This is a genomic window from Kitasatospora sp. NPDC058115, from assembly GCF_042884635.1.
Lineage (GTDB): Bacteria > Actinomycetota > Actinomycetes > Streptomycetales > Streptomycetaceae > Kitasatospora.
In genome coordinates this window covers 112463-129410 of the sequence record NZ_JBHVTL010000025.1, presented here as the reverse complement: position 1 = coordinate 129410, position 16948 = coordinate 112463, and the positions used below count along the sequence as shown (strand labels likewise).

15 protein-coding genes are annotated in these 16948 nt (G+C 74.1%); 4 read left to right on the top strand and 11 right to left on the bottom strand.

Annotated features, from left to right (window positions below; genetic code table 11):
* Window positions 1–29: 29 nt before the first annotated feature.
* A complete protein-coding gene (locus ACFVVL_RS25810; RefSeq protein WP_387679088.1) occupies window positions 30–1250 on the bottom strand; it encodes a serine hydrolase domain-containing protein in 1221 nt (406 codons plus the stop codon).
* A 61-nt stretch (window positions 1251–1311) separates the two neighbouring features.
* On the opposite strand from ACFVVL_RS25810, the gene ACFVVL_RS25805 reads away from it, so the two are divergent.
* Window positions 1312–1848: an NUDIX hydrolase gene (locus ACFVVL_RS25805; RefSeq protein WP_387679085.1), complete on the top strand. Its 537-nt coding sequence runs from the start codon at window positions 1312–1314 to the stop codon at window positions 1846–1848.
* Between the two features lie 116 nt (window positions 1849–1964).
* Here ACFVVL_RS25805 and ACFVVL_RS25800 read toward each other — a convergent pair whose 3' ends face one another.
* Together ACFVVL_RS25800 and ACFVVL_RS25795 are read right to left on the bottom strand one after the other, a co-directional pair.
* A complete protein-coding gene (locus tag ACFVVL_RS25800) occupies window positions 1965–2732 on the bottom strand; it encodes a hypothetical protein (RefSeq protein WP_387679082.1) in 768 nt (255 codons plus the stop codon).
* Window positions 2733–2794: 62 nt separating this feature from the next.
* Complete coding sequence (locus ACFVVL_RS25795) at window positions 2795–4072, bottom strand: IS110 family transposase (RefSeq protein ID WP_387679079.1); 1278 nt, start codon at window positions 4070–4072, stop codon at window positions 2795–2797.
* 458 nt (window positions 4073–4530) lie between these two features.
* Between ACFVVL_RS25795 and ACFVVL_RS25790 the strand changes: the two genes are divergently transcribed.
* The 3 genes from ACFVVL_RS25790 to ACFVVL_RS25780 all read left to right on the top strand — a co-directional run bounded on the left by ACFVVL_RS25790 (window position 4531) and on the right by ACFVVL_RS25780 (window position 10067).
* Complete coding sequence (locus ACFVVL_RS25790; protein ID WP_387679076.1) at window positions 4531–5394, top strand: TetR/AcrR family transcriptional regulator; 864 nt, start codon at window positions 4531–4533, stop codon at window positions 5392–5394.
* Window positions 5395–5578: 184 nt separating this feature from the next.
* Window positions 5579–7477 (top strand): hypothetical protein, encoded by a 1899-nt coding sequence (locus tag ACFVVL_RS25785; protein ID WP_387679073.1) that lies wholly within the window; start codon window positions 5579–5581, stop codon window positions 7475–7477.
* 301 nt (window positions 7478–7778) lie between these two features.
* Entirely contained in the window at window positions 7779–10067 is a 2289-nt protein-coding gene (locus ACFVVL_RS25780) for a glycosyl hydrolase family 18 protein (RefSeq protein WP_380295247.1), read from the top strand.
* A gap of 63 nt (window positions 10068–10130) precedes the next feature.
* On the opposite strand, the gene ACFVVL_RS25775 is transcribed toward ACFVVL_RS25780, so the two are convergent.
* The 8 genes from ACFVVL_RS25775 to ACFVVL_RS25740 all read right to left on the bottom strand — a co-directional run bounded on the left by ACFVVL_RS25775 (window position 10131) and on the right by ACFVVL_RS25740 (window position 16926).
* A complete protein-coding gene (locus ACFVVL_RS25775; RefSeq protein ID WP_387679069.1) occupies window positions 10131–10829 on the bottom strand; it encodes a spermidine synthase in 699 nt (232 codons plus the stop codon).
* A 113-nt stretch (window positions 10830–10942) separates the two neighbouring features.
* Window positions 10943–12001 (bottom strand): YeiH family protein, encoded by a 1059-nt coding sequence (locus ACFVVL_RS25770; RefSeq protein ID WP_387679066.1) that lies wholly within the window; start codon window positions 11999–12001, stop codon window positions 10943–10945.
* Between the two features lie 7 nt (window positions 12002–12008).
* Complete coding sequence (locus ACFVVL_RS25765) at window positions 12009–12575, bottom strand: cysteine dioxygenase (RefSeq protein WP_387679063.1); 567 nt, start codon at window positions 12573–12575, stop codon at window positions 12009–12011.
* 86 nt (window positions 12576–12661) lie between these two features.
* Window positions 12662–13567 carry a LysR family transcriptional regulator gene (locus ACFVVL_RS25760; RefSeq protein WP_380297211.1) on the bottom strand — a complete coding sequence of 302 codons (906 nt, stop codon included), beginning with the start codon at window positions 13565–13567 and terminating at the stop codon, window positions 12662–12664.
* Window positions 13568–13762: 195 nt separating this feature from the next.
* On the bottom strand, window positions 13763–14632 hold the full coding sequence (locus ACFVVL_RS25755) for an amino acid ABC transporter permease (RefSeq protein WP_387679058.1): 870 nt from the start codon (window positions 14630–14632) through the stop codon (window positions 13763–13765).
* Window positions 14629–15273, bottom strand: coding sequence for an amino acid ABC transporter permease (locus tag ACFVVL_RS25750; protein WP_380297208.1), 645 nt, complete (start codon window positions 15271–15273; stop codon window positions 14629–14631). Before ACFVVL_RS25750 ends, ACFVVL_RS25755 begins: the two co-directional genes overlap by 4 nt.
* Window positions 15274–15287: 14 nt before the next feature.
* The gene (locus tag ACFVVL_RS25745) at window positions 15288–16187 is read right to left on the bottom strand and encodes a glutamate ABC transporter substrate-binding protein (protein ID WP_387679055.1); all 900 of its coding nucleotides are present in this window, start codon (window positions 16185–16187) and stop codon (window positions 15288–15290) included.
* 10 nt (window positions 16188–16197) lie between these two features.
* Window positions 16198–16926 (bottom strand): amino acid ABC transporter ATP-binding protein, encoded by a 729-nt coding sequence (locus ACFVVL_RS25740; RefSeq protein ID WP_387679137.1) that lies wholly within the window; start codon window positions 16924–16926, stop codon window positions 16198–16200.
* Window positions 16927–16948 lie beyond the last annotated feature (22 nt).

Sequence of the window (16948 nt, the reverse complement as noted above, 5' to 3'; positions counted from 1 at the left end):
CCCGGGCGCGGCCCCGGCCCGGCCCGGGCTCAGGCCGCCCCCAGGCACTCCCGCACCGCCCGGATCAGCGCGCGGGAGCGGATGTCCCCGGTGACACCGGGCTGCATGCCGTTGGTGACGTAGCCGAAGCCGATCCCGAGCTCCGGGTCGGCGAAGCCCAGCGAGCCGCCCCGGCCCGGGTGGCCGAAGCTCGCCGGCGAGGCCATCGGCGAGGTCGGGCTGTGCCGGAAGAAGCCCAGCCCGAAGGTGGAACCGACGATCAGCACCCGGTCCGGGCCGCTGACCACCGGCCCGACCGCGCGGGCCAGCATCCCGGGACCGAGCAGCGGCGGCAGCGCCCCGCCGCCGCTGCCGTGCCGGTCGGCCGCGCCGATCAGCGCCGCGTAGAACCGGGCCACCGAGCGCGCCGTGCCGATCCCGCCCGCGCCGGGGATCTCGGCCGCCTGCACCGCCGGGTCGTTCAGGTCCACCCCGGGCCGCACCGAGGCGAACGCCCGGGCGGTCAGCGAGGACGGGTCCTGGTAGGCGTCCCGCACGGACTGCTTGGGGCGCAGCCGCAGCCCGCTCGGACCGGTCCGGGCGGCCGCCGGCGCGGGCAGGTCGACCAGCCGGCCCACCCGGGGCGCGGCGCCGGCCGGCAGGCCGATCCACAGGTCGAGGCCGAGCGGACGGGCGATCTCCTCGGCGAAGTACTGGCCGACGGTGCGCCCGCTCACCCGGCGCACCACCTCGCCGACCAGCCAGCCGAAGGTGTACGGGTGGTAGCCGTGCGCCGTGCCGGGCTCCCAGGCGGGCGCCTGGGCGGCCACCGCGGCCGCCGCCCGCTCCCAGGTGAGCACGTCCTCCAGCCGCAGCGGCACGTCCAGCGCCGGCACCCCGGCCTGGTGCGACAGCAGCCAGCTCACCGGCACCCCGCCCTTGCCGGCCGCCCCGAACTCCGGCCAGTAGGAGACCACCGGGGCGTCCAGGTCGAGCTGCCCGCGCTCGGCGAGCAGCAGCGCGGTGGTCGCGGTCAGGCCCTTGGTGACCGAGCGCAGCACCTGCGCGGTGTCCGCCGTCCAGGGCACGGCCGGCGCGGGCCGCCCGCCGACCTCGGGCCGGGCGTCGCCGCCCCAGAGGTCCACCACCTTGCGGCCGTGCACGTACAGCGCGAAGGCCGCGCCGAGTTCCCCGTACTCCCGGAAGTTGCGCGCGAAGGCCTCCCGCACCGGCTCGAAGCCCCCGGCCGTCTCGCCCCAGATCTCCACCACCGCGCGTGCCGTCCCTCGTCCGTCCGTTCGTGAATCGCCCGGAAACCCTAACCTGTCGGTCATGAGCGAGCCTGCGCAGAGCGATCCCGCCGATGAGCTGCTGGACGTCGTCGACGAGCACGACCGGGTGACCGGGACCGCGCGGCGGGGGGAGGTGTACCGGCTCGGGCTGACCCACCGGTGCGTCTTCGTCCTGGTCCGCGACCCGGCCGGGCGGATCTTCGTGCACCGGCGCACCGACACCAAACTGTTCGCCCCGGGCGCGCACGACATGTTCGTCGGCGGCGTGGTGGGCGCCGGGGAGACCTACGGGCGGGCCGCCGTCCGGGAGACGGAGGAGGAGCTGGGCGTCACCGGGATCGCCCCGCGCCCGCTGTTCCGCTTCCTGTACCGCGGCGACGGCCTCGCCTGGTGGTCCGACGTGCACGAGGCCCAGTGGGACGGCCCGGTCTCCCCGCAGGAGTCCGAGGTGGCCTGGCACGCCTGGCTCACCCCGGCCGAGCTGGCCGCCCGGCTGGAGCGCGACGTCTTCGTCCCCGACGGCCGGGAGGCCTACCGCCGCTACCTGGAGCACCGCCGGGCCCGACCGGGCGGATAGACACCTCACGGCGCCAAGCCGTCAAGTCGGGACAGCGGGCACCTCACGGCGCCAAGCCGTCAAGTCGGGACAGCGGGCACGAGCTCAATGTTCGATTTCGAGGGCCCTGCCGGTGGTCAGGGAGCGTCCTTGGTGTGGCTTCGGGCGAAGTTCCATGGGGCGGGTGCATTGGCGGCTTCGTACTCGTCGGCGATGCCGAAGACGCTCCCGCATCCTGGGCATTCCGCCCGGCCGAACAGGTGCGTCAGGCCCCAGGCGAGCCTTTGCTGGCCATCCCGTACGGCCGACTCGTGCAGCATCCGCGCGGTGCCGGTCAGCTCGTGCGGGGTGGCCGGCCGGAGCGGGACCTGGTGGACGTCCCCCAGGTTCCAGTCCCGGATCGAGGAGTAGCAGCCGTGGTCGCCGACCGCGATCGTCACCGGTGCGTCGCAGTGCGGGCAGGCGACGGTGACGAAGGAATCGGTGAAGTCGTCCAGGGTCTCGAACCACAGGGGTTGGCCGTCGAACGCGAGCATGGCCTGCAGCCGGCTGAGGTAGGCCTTCCCGTCCAGGCCAGGCCTCAGCCGGGCGGCGGCCGTGGCCCGCAGCTCGGCCAGGGCCGGCGTGCAGCGGGTGACTTCTTCGTCGGCGCCGTGGGGTTGGAGGAGGCCGCCCGCTATGGCGCCGGCCAGATTGAGCGCCCAGTCCCCGGTGTCCCCGGCCTTCGCGATTTCCGCCAGCCGCGGCAGTGCGGCGATGCTCGCGGGGGTGATCGTCCCCTGGTGGCACAAGCGCCCCCAGAGCAGGTCGATCGCCTCCCGGTCACGATCGACGGCCCGGTCCAGCAGCCCGGGTATCGCGTGTGCCGGGCCGTAGGCGTCGTGGAGTGTGGACCAGTCGATCATCCGGTGATTCAAGCACGCTGCCGAGCGACCTCCGCAGGTCGGTGAGCCGCAAGCGATATCACCTACGCCACCGCCAGTGCTGGGGACTGCGGCGCGGGGAACGCGGCGTGTTCGTCGAACAGGCGGCGGTTCTTGAGGCAGTGGTAGAGCTGGCCGAGCATCCGGTTGAACAGGTTGCGCTGGCCGGCGGCGTGCCAGTCGCCGTGGTCGTCGCGGCGGCGCCGGTAGTGGGCCTTCGCGCCGGGTGAGGCGGTGATCGCGGAGAACGCCCAGAGATAGCCGGCGTGGTTGAGCCGGTCGTTCTTCACCCAGCGGCGGGTGATGCTGGACTTCTTGCCGGAGGCCCGGGTGACGGGGGATGCGCCGGCGTAGGCCTTGAGGCCGCGGGCGTCGGCGAAGCGTGCGCGGTCGTCGCCGATCTCGGCGAGGACGCGGGCGCCGAGTTGGGTGCCGAGGCCGGGGAAGCTGAGGATGATCTCGGCGTCCGGGTGCTGCGGGAACACCTCCTCGACGGCCTGGGCGAGGTCGTCGGCGGCGGTGCAGGCGGCCGTGAGCTGGCCCAGGATGGCTAGCATCTGCCGGCCGAGCGCGTCCTCGACCAATGCCGGTTGGTGGGCCCAGTCGGCGCGGAAGACCTCGCGCAGCCGCTCGGCCTCCGCGTCGATGCCGCGCTGGCGGCCGGCCCTCTTGAGGGCGGCGGCGAGCTGCGTGCGGGTCAGCCGCGCGGCCTTCGCCGGTGTGGGGGCGGTCTTGAGGATCTCGCGGGCCTCGGGTCGACACAGGCCGTTCTTCCACGGCTCGAAGGCGGCGAGGGCCGCCGGGTAGTACTCGCGGAGCAGGGAGCGGAGCTGGTTGGACATCTGCTGTTTGTTCCAGACGGCGTCCTGCTGGGCGCGGGCGAGGACGGCGACGGCGCGGGCCAGGTCGCTGTCGTCGGGAAGCGGCCGGTGGGCGTGCATGTCGGTGCGCAGGATGTTCGCCAGGACCAGGGCGTCGCCGGGGTCGGACTTCTTGCGGGAGACGGCGTGCCGGTCGCGGTATCGGGCGGCGGCCATCGGGTTGATCGCGAAGACCTTGCGCCGGCCGGTCCGCAGGACCGCGACCAGAAGGCCGCGGGAGGTCTCGATCGCGACCGGGATCGGGGTGTCCTCGGTGTCGCCGTACTCGGCGAGCAGGTCCAGCAACAGCTTGTAGCCGACCGCGTCGTCGGTGATGTGCCGCTTGGCCAGCAGCTGTCCGGTGTCGTCGACCAGGGCGACGTCGTGCGTCCGCTCGGCCCAGTCGATGCCGCAGTAGATCAATTTGTTCCCTCCCCAGGGCGCGGTGTTTGCGCTGGTCACGAGCACATGCGGGCCACGCAGCGACCTAATTCCAGGACTCGACCACCCGGCCGGTCCGCCACCTCACTAGCCGTTCGTGGCACCAGCGCGCCGCGCGGGCCTCGGTCTGTTGCGGGAGCTCGGGCGGCTCGGGCAATTCGAGAGGTCACCGTGCGGCGGGCTCGCACCACCAACACCAACGAGTGATCAAGCGCACGGTGTTGACGACGGTGGTGGCGGCCACGAAGGCGCCGGACGCCGCACGGTCTGTAAGTAGGCGTCGAGCACCCGATATCCGAAAGGCATCCGACCGGCGCCCACGCGGTCGCCACCACCACGAATGCCGGAGCCGCGCGCCGATCTATCCGAAGGCCTCAACGGCCCGGGTGGCGCGAGGCGTCACGACCTCGGCATTCGAACGGACCGACATCAGCCCCCTGGCTGCACCAATCCGCTATCAACGAATTAGGGTGACGCGCATGGCATCCCGAACGCCGTCGGCCCCCTCCCCCGCGTCCGCGCCCGCGCCCGGAGGCGGCGACCGCCCGGAGAGCGCCGGGCGCCCGCGCCGGCGGCTGAGCGTGGACGAGCGGCGCGAGCAGCTGATCGCGGTGGCGCTGGAGCTGTTCAGCCACCGCCCGCCGGAGGAGGTGTCGATCGACGACATCGCCGCCGCCGCGGGTGCCTCCCGGCCGCTGGTCTACCACTACTTCCCGGGCAAGCAGGCGATCTACGAGGAGTCGCTGCGCCGGGCCGGCCGGGAGCTGTCGGCCCGGTTCGAGGAGCCGGCCGAGGGCCCGCTCTCCGAGCGGCTGTACCGGGTGATGGGCCGTTACCTGGACTTCGTGCAGAGCCACGGCCCCGGCTTCGCGGCGCTGCTGCGCGGCGGTTCGGTGACGGCCAGCACCAACACCTCGGCGGTGATCGACGAGGTCCGCCAGGCCGCCCACGACCAGCTCCTCGGCCACCTGGCGCTGCCCTCCCCCAGCCCGGCGCTGCGGCTGACCGTCCGGGCCTGGATCGCCAACGCCGAGATCACCTCGCTGGAATGGCTGGCCGACCGCTCGGTGCCGCTGGAGGACCTCCAGCTGCACCTGGTGCAGGAGTTCGTGGCCGCGCTCACGCTGACCGCCGCCCGGGAGCCCGCGCTGGCCGCCGAGCTGGCCGGCTTCCTCGCCGACGAACGCCCGGACGGCCCGACCGGACGGCTGGTGCGCGACCTCGCGGGCCTGCTGGCCGTCCCCGGCCTGGCCGACGCCCTCACCGCCCTGACCGCCCCGGCCGCCCCGGCCGCCGTCCCCGGCCCCGCCGCGGGAGAGCCCGGCCGCACCGAGCAGGCGTAGCGGCCCGGGCGGGCCGGGGCTCCGGATGCGGGGCCCCGGACGCGGGCCGACGCCGGGCGGCCGGTTCTGCCCCGTCGGCGCCCTCTGATAGGAATGTGCACGGATCTGACGGCCCGCCGGTCACCCCCGGGCCGGGGTCCATGGACCAGCGAACGCACAGCGAACGGAGCGGGGGGCTCAACAGGTGACCCAGGACGGCCAGTTCAGCGCGGAGGCCAGCCCCTTCGCAGCCGCGGAGCGGGTCTCCGCGACCCTCGGCAGCCTCACCGACGCGCTCCTCGGCGCCCGGGCCTCGCGCCACCCCGCGGCCGCGCTGACCGTGCTGCGGGCGGGCGCCCACCCGGCCGCCGACGCCCTGTTCCACCTGCCGCTGGCACCCAACGGCCCGGTGCACACCGCCGTCGACCGGCTCGGCACCGTGGTCACCGCCGGCACCGCCCGCCCGGGCACCGGCGCCGCGCTGGCCCCGCTGGCGGGCGGCGCGCTGCTGGCCCGCTACGGCGCCGCCGGCCCGGTCCGCGGCGCGGCGGCCGGCTCCACCGGGGCGCCCACCGCCGGGGACCTCGGCCTGCCGGTGACCGGCGAGCCCGCCGACCCCAAGCTCCGCCCCGCCTTCGCCGCGCCGCTGGCCGCGCTGGCCGACGGCCGGCAGACCCGTCAGCCGGTCGAACTGCCCACCGGCGCGGGCGCCGAGGTGCGCCTGGTCGTCCCGCCGGGCTTCCATGCCCTCACCTCGCCGGACGGCCCGCCCGGGGTCTCCGCCCGGACGGTTCGCACCGGGCCGGTGGACGGCATCCCGGCCGGAGCCGGGATCGCCCCGGCCACCGCCGCGGCCGCCGCCGGGCTGACCGCGCACCTGGCCGAGACCGCCGAGGAGCTGTTCAGCGGCGCCGGCCCGGCCGAGCGCCGCGACTTCGCGCTGATCGCCGCCGCCCTGGCGGACACCGTCACCGCCTCCGGCACCGTGTACGCGGGCCTCGGCGCCTTCCACCTGGACGGCCGGCCGACCGACGCCACCCTGGTCGTCTCGCTGGCCCGCCACCCGCTGCCGATCACCGGGCTCGCCACCGAGCTGGCCACCGTGCGCCGGCACGCCGAGGTCTGGACGGTGCTGCTGCCCGCCGGACCGGCCGCCGTCCTGGTCGAGGCCCGCAGCGTCCCGGTGCCGGGCCCGCTGGCCGCCGACGGGACGCGCCGCTGGGCGGTCACCTCGGTGGTGGAGGCGTTCGTCCCGCTGCCGGACGGCGTCTCGGTGCTCTGCGTGCAGCTGACCACCGCCCAGCCGCAGGACTGGGAGCTGTACACGGACGTCTTCGCCGAGCTGCTGAAGAGCGTGCAGTTCGGCTGGGACGGCGTGCCCGCCACCCCGGTCGCCGCCGTCCCGACCGCCGTGCCCGCCCCGGCCGAGCCCGCCCTGCCCGCCCCGGCCGAGCCCGCCGCGCCCCCGGCGCCGCCCGTTCCCCCGGCACCCCCCGTGCCGCCGGTGCCCGAGGAGCACGCCGCACCGGTGCGCGTCCCGCCGGCCGACTTCAACCCCTTCGCCCCGGTCGCCGACCCGACCCCGGCCCGGCCGATCCTGGTGCCCGACGACGCCGCCGGGCCGCCCGCCCCGCCCAAGGGCACGCCGGTGACGGTCCCGCCGCCGGACTTCGACCCCTTCGGCATCCTCGGCGCCCCGGTCGCCGAACCGGCGGCCCAGGAGGCCCCCGAGCCGCCCAAGGGCACCCCCGTGATGGTGCCCCCGCCGGACTTCGACCCCTTCGGCATCCTCGGCGCCCCGGTCGCCGAACCGCTGCCGGCCCCCGCCGCCCAGCCCGCCGCCGCCCCGGCCACCGACCCGTTCGGCACGGTGACCGCCGCCGACCTGCCCGCGGACCCCTTCGGCACCACCCTCCCGGCGCCCCGCGCCGCGGCCGTCCCGCCGCCGCCCAGCGCCCCGCCGGCCGTCCCCGCCACCGCCGGCCCCGCCAAGGGCACTCCGGTGATGGTCCCGCCGCCGGACTTCAACCCCTTCGCCCCGCAGCCCGAGGACACCCCGGCCCCGCCGCCCGCCGCCGCCCCGGAGCACGACCCCTTCGGCTGAGGGCCCGGAACCCCGCGGCCCCGCCGCACCCCGCGACCGCCCCGGCGACGCCCGTCGCCGGGGCGGTCGCCGTCTGCCACCCGGTCATGTCCACGATCCACAAGTGGTACAGACCTATTGCCAGTTCAGCGTCGGCTCCCTACCCTCGGCACAGGATCCTCCGTGGCACCCCGACGGCCCGAGGACCGGTTCCGCGGCCGCCCCCATGGCCCGGAGCGCGCCGCTCCACGCACCTGACACCTCCCCACGGGTTACGGGGGGTCCGGGCCTGCCCCGGGACCCCAGGACAGGAGCCACATCGATGCACAAACGTCGGATCAGCCTGCCGCTGCTCGCGGCCGGGACCCTGCTCGTCCCGCTGCTCGGCGCCGCCCTGCCCGCCACCCTGGCCCACGCCGCCGGGCCCGCCGCACCGGCGGCCGCCGGGTCCCTGACCGCGAGCCTGACCAAGGGCAGCGACTGGGGCAGCGGCTACGAGGGCAGCTACACCATCACCAACGGCACCGGCGCCGCGGTCAACGGCTGGACCCTGGAGTTCGACCTGCCCGGCGGCAACACCGTCGCGGGCCTGTGGAACGCCTCCTACACCACCTCGGCCTCCCACGTCACGGTGAAGAACCCCGGCTGGGCCTCGACCCTCCCGGCCGGCGGCACCTACAACGTCGGCTTCAACATCGCCTACTCGGGCGGCTACCAGCCGCTGGCGAACTGCAAGCTGAACGGCAAGCCGTGCGACGGCAGCGGCGACGACCTGACCCCGCCGACCGTTCCGGGCGCCCTGAAGTCCGGCACCGTCACCCAGACCACCGCGGCGCTGTCCTGGACCGCGAGCACCGACAACGTCGGCGTCACCGGGTACGACGTGTACCGGGACGGCACGAAGGTGGCCACCACCGACGGCGCCACCACCGCCGTCACCGTGCAGGGCCTGACCGGCGGCACCACCTACCAGTTCACCGTCCAGGCCTTCGACGCGGCGGGCAACCGCTCCGCGGCGGCCGGCCCGGTGAGCGTCACCACCCCGCCGCCGATCGAGGACAAGGAGGCGCCGACCACGCCGGGCACCCCGGCCGTCACCGGCTCGGACTCCAGCTCGGTCTCGCTGAGCTGGGCGGCCAGCACCGACAACGTCGGCGTCACCGCCTACGACATCACCGCGAGCAACGGCGTGGTGACCACCGTCACCAGCCCCTCCGGCACCGTCGGCGGCCTCGCCCCGGACACCGAGTACACCTTCACCGTGAAGGCCCGCGACGCGGCCGGCAACGTCTCCCCGGCCTCCGGCGCGGTGACCGCCCGCACCAAGAAGGGCGGCACCGGCGGCGCGCTGAAGATCGGCTACTTCACCCAGTGGAGCGTCTACGCCCGCGGCTACAGCGTGAAGCAGCTCGACACCTCGGGCTCGGCCGGCCGGCTCTCGGTGATCAACTACGCCTTCGCCAACATCCACCCGAGCACCAAGCAGTGCTTCATCACCAACAAGGCGGCCGGGCCGGACAACGACCCGAACGCGGGCGACGGCGCCGGTGACGCCTGGGCCGACTTCGGCCGGGGCTGGGACGCCGGCACCTCGGTGGCCGGCACCACCGACACCTGGGACCAGAAGCTGGCCGGCAACTTCAACCAGCTGAAGCAGCTCAAGGCCAAGTACCCCAACCTCAAGATCCAGATCTCGCTGGGCGGCTGGTCCTACAGCAAGTGGTTCTCCGACGCGGCGGCCACCGACGCCTCCCGCAAGGCGCTGGTCAGCTCCTGCATCGACATGTACATCAAGGGCAACCTGCCGGTGATCGACGGCCGCGGCGGCGCGGGCAGCGCGGCCGGCATCTTCGACGGCATCGACCTCGACTGGGAGTGGCCGAACTCCGACGGGCACACCGGGAACATCTTCCGGCCCGCCGACAAGGCCAACTACACCCTGCTGGCCCAGGAGTTCCGCCGCCAGCTGGACGCCCTCGGCGCCACCACCAACAAGCACTACACGCTGAGCGCCTTCCTCCCGGCCGACCCGGCGAAGGTCACCGCGGGCATCGACATCCCGGGCCTGTTCGGCGCCTTCGACTTCGCCACCATCCAGGGCTACGACTACCACGGCGGCTGGGAGATGGTCACCAACCAGCAGTCCGGCATCAAGGTCGCCGCCGGTGACCCGAACCCGCCGGCCCGCCAGTTCAGCTCCGAGGTCGCGATCGGCGCGTACGTCGACGGCGGCGCCCCGAAGAGCAAGCTCACCCTCGGCATCCCGTTCTACGGACGCGGCTGGACGGGCGTGCCGCGCGGCACCACCAACGGCCTCTTCCAGACCGCGACGGGCCCCGGCCCGGGCACCTACGAGGCGGGCTTCGAGGACTACAAGAGGCTCAAGGAGATGGCCACCAGCGGCGGTTACACCGTCTACCGCGACCCGGTGGCCGGCCACGCCTACATCTACAACGGGAACGTCTTCTACACCTACGACGACCCGACCGAGATCGCCCGCAAGACCGCCTGGATCAAGTCCCAGGGGCTGGCCGGCGCGATGGTCTGGGCCTTCGACGGTGACACCCCGAACGGCGAGCTGATGGCCGCGGTGGACAACGGCCTGAAGTAGACCGGCATGAAGTAGACCGGCCGGAAGCGGCCCCGCCGCTGCGCCACCTGGCCCGTCACGCGCTCACCGCGCGCGGCGGGCCAGGTGCACGACGTCCGGCACGCCGCGGGCCACCGCGACCTCCCGCGTCGTCACGTCCGTGAAGCCGGCCGCCCGCAGCGCCTCCTCGAAGGCCCCGGACGGCCGGGCGCTCCACACCGCCAGCACCCCGCCCGGCTCCAGCCGGTGGCGCAGCCCCGCCAGCCCGTCCGGGCCGTACAGCCCGGCGTTGGCGTCGGTGACCGTCCAGTCGGGCCCGTTGTCGATGTCCAGGCAGAGCGCGTGGTAGCGGGCGCCGTCGGTGCCGGCCAGGTACTCCAGCAGGTCGGTGTGCAGCACCTCCACCCGCGGATCGTCCAGCGCGCCGCCCGAGAAGGCCGCCAGCGGGCCGTCCCGGTGCCACGCGATGATCGCGCCCTCGCGCTCCACCACGGCGATCCGCCCCCAGCGCGGCTCGGCCGCCGCGTGGGCGAGCGAGAAGCCGACGCCGAGCCCGCCGATCAGCACGGCGGGCTCGGCGGTCCGCTCCAGTGCCTCCAGCGCCGCCCCGACGAGCAGCCGCTCCGAGCGGCCGTCGGCGGTGTCCATCAGGAAGCAGCCGTTGGCGATGATCTCGTAGGTGGCGCCCCGCCGCCGCAGCGCCACCTCCCCGTAGGGGCCCTCGCGGCGGTCGAGCGTGACGACGGCCGCGGAGCCGTCCCGGGCGGGCAATGCGGTCGACATGCGGTGGCTTCCTCCGCGGTGCTCGGGAACACGGGTGCACGGGTGCACGGGCCGGCCGACCGGCCGGACCACCCGCCCGACAATAGTCCAGCCCCTGCCCGGACGCCCGCCGTTTACCGGGTGGCCAGCACCCCGGCGTAAGAGACCCCGGCGACCACCACCCAGGAGCCGAGCCCGAGCAGCGCGATCCGGCCGCCGGTGCGCACCATGGTCGGCAGGTGGACGGCGCTGCCGAGCCCGAACAGCGCCGCCGCGAGCAGCAGTTCCTGGGCGTCCCCGGCGAGGGCGAGGGCCCGCTCGGGCAGGACCCCGGTGCTGCGCAGCACGATCATCGCCAGGAAGCCGACGACGAACAGCGGCACCAGCGGCGGCCGTCGGCCGGCCGTCGGCGTGGTGCCGGCGCGCCGGTGCGAGCGCCGCGCGGCCACCGCGACGCCGGCGACCAGCGGTGCGAGCAGGACCACCCGCATCAGCTTGACCAGCACCGCCTCGCGCAGCGCGCCCGGCCCGCCGCTCTGCGCGGTGGCGACCACCTGCCCGACGTCGTGCACGCCGGCGCCGACCCACCGGCCGAAGCCGGCCGGGTCCAGGCCGAGCGGGTGCTGGAGCAGCGGCAGCACGCCGATGGCCAGGGTGCCGCAGAGGGTGACCAGGGCGACCGAGGCGGCGACGTCCTCCTCCTCGCTGCCGGCGGCCTGGCTGACCGCGCCGATCGCGGAGGCGCCGCAGATCGAGTAGCCGGTGGCGACCAGCAGCGGCTGGTCGCCGGGCAGGCCGAGCCGGCGCCCGAGCCAGAGGGTGCCGGTGAAGGTGGCGGCGACCACGGCGAGCACCATGGCGACGGTGGCCCAGCCGAGGCCGAGCACGTCGTCGAGGCTCAGCTTGAGGCCGAGCAGCACGATGCCCAGGCGCATCGGCCGCTTGCCGGCGGCGGAGAGCCCGGGCCGGGCGACGCCGCGCACCAGCGGCCGCAGGCCGGGCAGGTGGGCGGCGGCGACGCCGAGCACCACGGCGGCGGTGAGCCCGGGTACCGCCGGGACGGCGCGGTGGACGGCGAGCGCGGCGGCGACGCCGAGGGCGGCGAGCAGCAGGCCGGGGGCGTTGCCGCCGAGCGGGGGCAGGGTGCGGGTGCGCGCGGGCCGGACCGCGCGGTCCCGGAGGGTCAGTGCCATCGGGGGTTCACCGCTGTTCGGGGGCGGGCAGCCGGTAGACCCGCCGGATGCTGGTGCCGAGCCGGGAGACGTCGGCGCCGTACACGTGGATGGAGATGGCGGTGGTGGCGCAGGCGTTGCGCACCTGGTGGATGTCGCCGGGCGGGGCGAAGGCGGCGACGGTGCCGGCCGGGCCGACCACGTGCTCGGTCTCGACGAGGTGGGCGGTGCGTCCGTCGGAGACCAGCCGGTAGCGGGTCTCGCTCTCCTGGCCCTGGTGGACGCCGGCCACGCACCAGGAGACGTGGTCGTGGACGGGGGTGCGCTGGCCGGGCAGCCAGACCAGGGCGACGACGGAGAAGGAGCCGTCGCTCTCGGCGTGCAGGACGTGCTGGCGGTAGCGCTCGGGGTCGCCCTCGCGCTGGTCGGCGGTGAGCAGCTCGCCGTCGCCGAGGTACGGGGCGAGCCGTTCGCCGACCAGGTAGGCGGTGAGTTCGGGGGGCAGGCCGCGGTCCACGACCGCGCGGATCTCGCCGACGAGGGCGGTCATGCACGCGGTGAGCCGGCCGCCGCCGACCGTGGCAGACGTCGTCATGGGAGCAGGTTCGCCGCCGCCGACCCATCACGTCCAAGGAGGGTTCTTTCGCTCTCCCCCAACCACCGCTTATCGGTGAGCGGTGCTCAGCAGCCCACCCGCGCCGCGGCGGCCTGCCGCAGGTGGTCCAGGACCAGCGCGGTCGCCGGAATCCGCCGGTGCTCGCGGAGCACGTACGCGCTGACCTCGCGCCGCAGGTGCGGCTCGACGGCCCGGCCGGTGACCTTGCGGTGGCACATGAAGGAGAGCACCAGGGCGGGCATCAGCGCGATCCCGACCCCGGCGGCCACCAGGCTCTGCACGGCGAGGTTGTCGTCGGTGGAGAAGACGATGTCCGGGGCGAAGCCCTGTTCGGCGCAGACCTGCAGCAGGTTGGCCCGGCAGCGCGGGCAGCCGGCGATCCAGCGCTCGCCGTCGAGGTCGGCCAGCCGGACGGCGTGCCGGCGCCCGAGCGGGTGGCCGACCGGCAGCAGCACGGTCAGCAGGTCCTCCATCAGCGGGATCTCGTCCAGCCCGTCCGGCACCTCGGCGGGCGCTCCCGGGTAGCGGAAGGCGAGCGCGATGTCGCACTCCCCGCGCAGCAGCCGCTGCACCGAGTCCGGCGGTTCGGCCTCCAGGAGTTCGACCCGCACGCCGGGGTGCTCGGCGAGCAGCCTGGCCATCGCCTCCGGTATCAGGGTGGCGTTGGCGCTGGGGAAGGCGCAGACCCGGACGCGTCCGGCGCGCAGCCGGCCGAGCGCGGCCAGGTGCTGCTGGGCGGCGGAGAGGCTGCCGAGGATCTGTTCGGCGTGCCGGGCGAGCGTCTCGCCGGCCTCGGTGAGGCGCAGCCCGCGCCCGGCCCGGGTGAACAGCGGCAGACCGACGGTGCGTTCCAGGGCCTTCATCTGCTGGGTGATGGCGGGCTGGGTGTAGCCGAGTTCGCGGGCGGCCGCCGAGTAGGAGCCGGCCCGGACGACCTCGTGGAAGGTCCTGATGTGCCGTGAGTCGAACACCCGTTCCCCTGTCCCTCCGCCCGGCCGTCGTGTCGCGGTCCGTCGTGCGCCGTCGCTCGGGCACGCCGGTCCCCGGGCGCGCCGTTTCGTCGTGCACGCCCGGAAATCATAAGCAGAGTTTGGAGGTACCGAGCCAGACCCCGGCTGCACCTATGGTTCACGGCTGAACCGTCCGTCCCCGTGGGCCCCGTGCGGTCACATCCGGGCGGACGGCGGTACGCCCATCGACACCTCGGCCGGCGCCACCGGGGCCCCGCCGCGCGCGCTCGGGCTGCGCCGGCTGCGCCGCTCGACCCAGTGGGCGAACCAGGAGAGCAGCAGGCACATGCCGATGTAGACCGGCGCGATCACCATGACCACCGGGATGAACGGCAGGTCGTAGTCGAGGTTGGTGGCGATCAGCTTGCCGGCGTGCAGGAACTCCTCGTAGGTGATCAGGAAGCCCAGCGAGGTGTCCTTGAGCGCCACCACCAGCTGGCTGATGATCGCCGGCAGCATCGCCCGGCAGGCCTGCGGCACCAGCACGTACGTCATCACCTGGGACTTGCGCATGCCCAGCGCGAAGGCCGCCTCCCGCTGGCCGCCGGGCACCGCCAGCACCCCGGCCCGGAACACCTCGGCGAGCACCGAGCCGTTGTAGAGCACCAGCCCGGCGACCAGCGCCCAGAGCGGGGCGACCTTGAGGGCGACGAAGATGAAGAAGATCATCACCAGCAGCGGCATGGCCCGGAAGAACTCCACCACGAGGGTGGACACCCAGCGCACCGCCCGGTGGTCGGACAGCCGCCCCACCGCGAGCAGCGCGCCGAACGGCAGGGCGAGGAGCACCGTCCAGCCGAAGGCCTTGAGGGTGTTGGCGAGCCCGTTCAGCAGCAGGTCCTGGACGCCCTGGTACTGGAAGGCGGTCCACTTGGCCGCGGTGAACTGGTGGGTGTGGAAGAGCATGTAGACGATCCAGCCGAGCAGCGCGGCGATCGCCAGCAGCGCGATCCCGCCGTACAGCCGGTGCCGGGCGAGCGCCTTCGGGCCGGGGACGTCGTAGAGCGCCGAGGATTCCGCCGTCATCGCGACACCGCCAGTCGTCGTTCCATGAGGTTGAACACGGCGCTGATGGTCAGGGTGATGATCAGGTAGCCCACGGCGATCCAGACGAAGGTCCACACGATGCTGTAGCCCAGTTCGTTGATGGTCCGGTAGGTGCCGAGCAGTTCGGTGACGCTGAACGAGCCGGCAATCGCCGTGTTCTTCGCCAGAGCGATCATCACACTGCCGATTGGGGCCACCACCGAGCGGTACGCCTGCGGCAGCACCACCAGCCCCATCGTCTGGCCGAAGGTCATGCCCAGGCTGCGCGCCGCCTCGCCCTGCCCGACCGGCACGGTGTTCACGCCCGAGCGCATGGCCTCGCAGACGAACGCGGAGGTGTAGCAGCCGAGCGCGAGCACCGCGAAGGTGAAGAACGGCAGGGTGATGTCGAACCGCGGCAGGCCCAGCACCACGATGAAGAACAGCAGGGTCAGCGGGGTGTTGCGCAGCAGGGTCACCCAGGTGGTGCCGAACGCGCGCAGCGGTCGCACCGGCGAGACCCGGAAGCTCGCCATCAGCACCCCGAGCGCCAGCGACAGCACGGCGCTCACCGCGAACAGCGAGAGGGTGCCGAGGAAACCGTCCCAGTAGGTCGACCAGTTGTCGGTCAGCGTCTTCACAGCCCGGCCCCTCCTCAGTACCGGTCGATCGGCGGCGGGGCGGGCGCGGGCACCCCGGACAGGCCGAGGGTCGCGTCGTAGGCCTTCTTCCAGTCGCCGTTCTGCTCGTGGTGCGCCAGCGCGTCGTTGAGCGCGCCGCGCAGCACGGTGTCGTTCTTCGGCGTGCCGATCCCGTACGGCTCCTGGGAGAACGGCTGACCGACCACCTTGAGCTCGTCCGGCACCTTGGCCGCGTAGCCCATGAGGATGGTGTTGTCCGTGGTGACGGTGTCCACCTGGGAGGTGATCAGGTTGTCCACGCAGGCCGAGTAGGTGTCGTAGCCGATCAGGTGCGCCTTCGGGTACTGCTTCTGGATCCGCTGGTACGGGGTGGAGCCGGCGGCCGAGCAGACCTTCTTGCCGTCCAGGTCCTGCGGGCCGGTGATGTCCTTGTTGTTCCGGCGCACCAGCAGCGACTGCCCGGCCAGGAAGTACGGCCCGGCGAAGCCGACCAGCTTCTTGCGGTTGTCGTTGATGGTGTAGGTGCCGACGTAGTAGTCGACCTGGCCGTTCTGCAGCGCGGTCTCGCGGTTGGCGGAGGCGATGGTCCTGAACTCGATCCGCTCCGGGCCGAAGCCGAGGTCGGCGGCGACCATCTTGGCGATCTCGATGTCGAAGCCGGAGTACTCCCCGGTGGCCGGGTTCTTCTGGCCCAGGTAGGGCTGGTCCTCCTTGGCGCCGACCACCAGGTGCCCGCGGTCGCGGGCGGCGTCCAGGGTCGGCGAGCCGCTCACCGGGGCGCCGGCGGCCACCTGGTAGGTGGGCAGGGCGCTGGGCTGCGGCCCCTTGGGGGGCGGGGTGCCGGGCTTGCCGCAGCCGGACAGCACCAGGGCCGGCAGCAGGGCCGCGGCCGCGAGGGTCACGATCTTCTTCACGGGCCGGGCCTCAGTGCTTCAGGATCTTGGAGAGGAAGTCCCGGGCCCGTTCGCTCTCCGGGGCGCCGAAGAACTCCTCCGGGGCGCGGTCCTCGACGATCCGGCCGTCGGCCATGAAGACCACCCGGTTGGCGGAGGCCCGGGCGAAGCCCATCTCATGGGTGACGACGACCATCGTCATGCCCTCGTGCGCCAGCCGGCGCATGACGTCCAGCACCTCGTTGATCATCTCGGGGTCGAGCGCCGAGGTCGGCTCGTCGAAGAGGAGCGCCTTGGGGTCCATCGCCAGCGCCCGGGCGATCGCGACGCGCTGCTGCTGACCGCCGGAGAGCTGGGCCGGGTACTTGTCGGCCTGCGTGGCCAGCCCGACCCGCTCCAGCAGGGCCCGGGACTTGGCGTCCGCCTCCGCCCTGGAGCGTCCGCGCACCTTCACCTGCGCCAGCGAGACGTTCTGCAGCACCGTCTTGTGGGCGAACAGGTTGAAGGACTGGAACACCATCCCGACCTCGGCGCGCAGCCGGGCCAGCCCCTTGCCCTCCTCGGGCAGGGGCCGGCCGTCGATCAGGATGGAGCCCGACTCCACCGGCTCCAGCCGGTTGATGGCCCGGCAGAGCGTGGACTTCCCGGAGCCGGAGGGGCCGATCACCACCACGACCTCGCCCCGGCCGACGGTCAGCTCGATGTCCTGCAGCACGTGCAGGGCGCCGAAGTGCTTGTTGACCCCGCGTAACTCGATCAGCGGCGTGAAGCCGCCGGGCCCG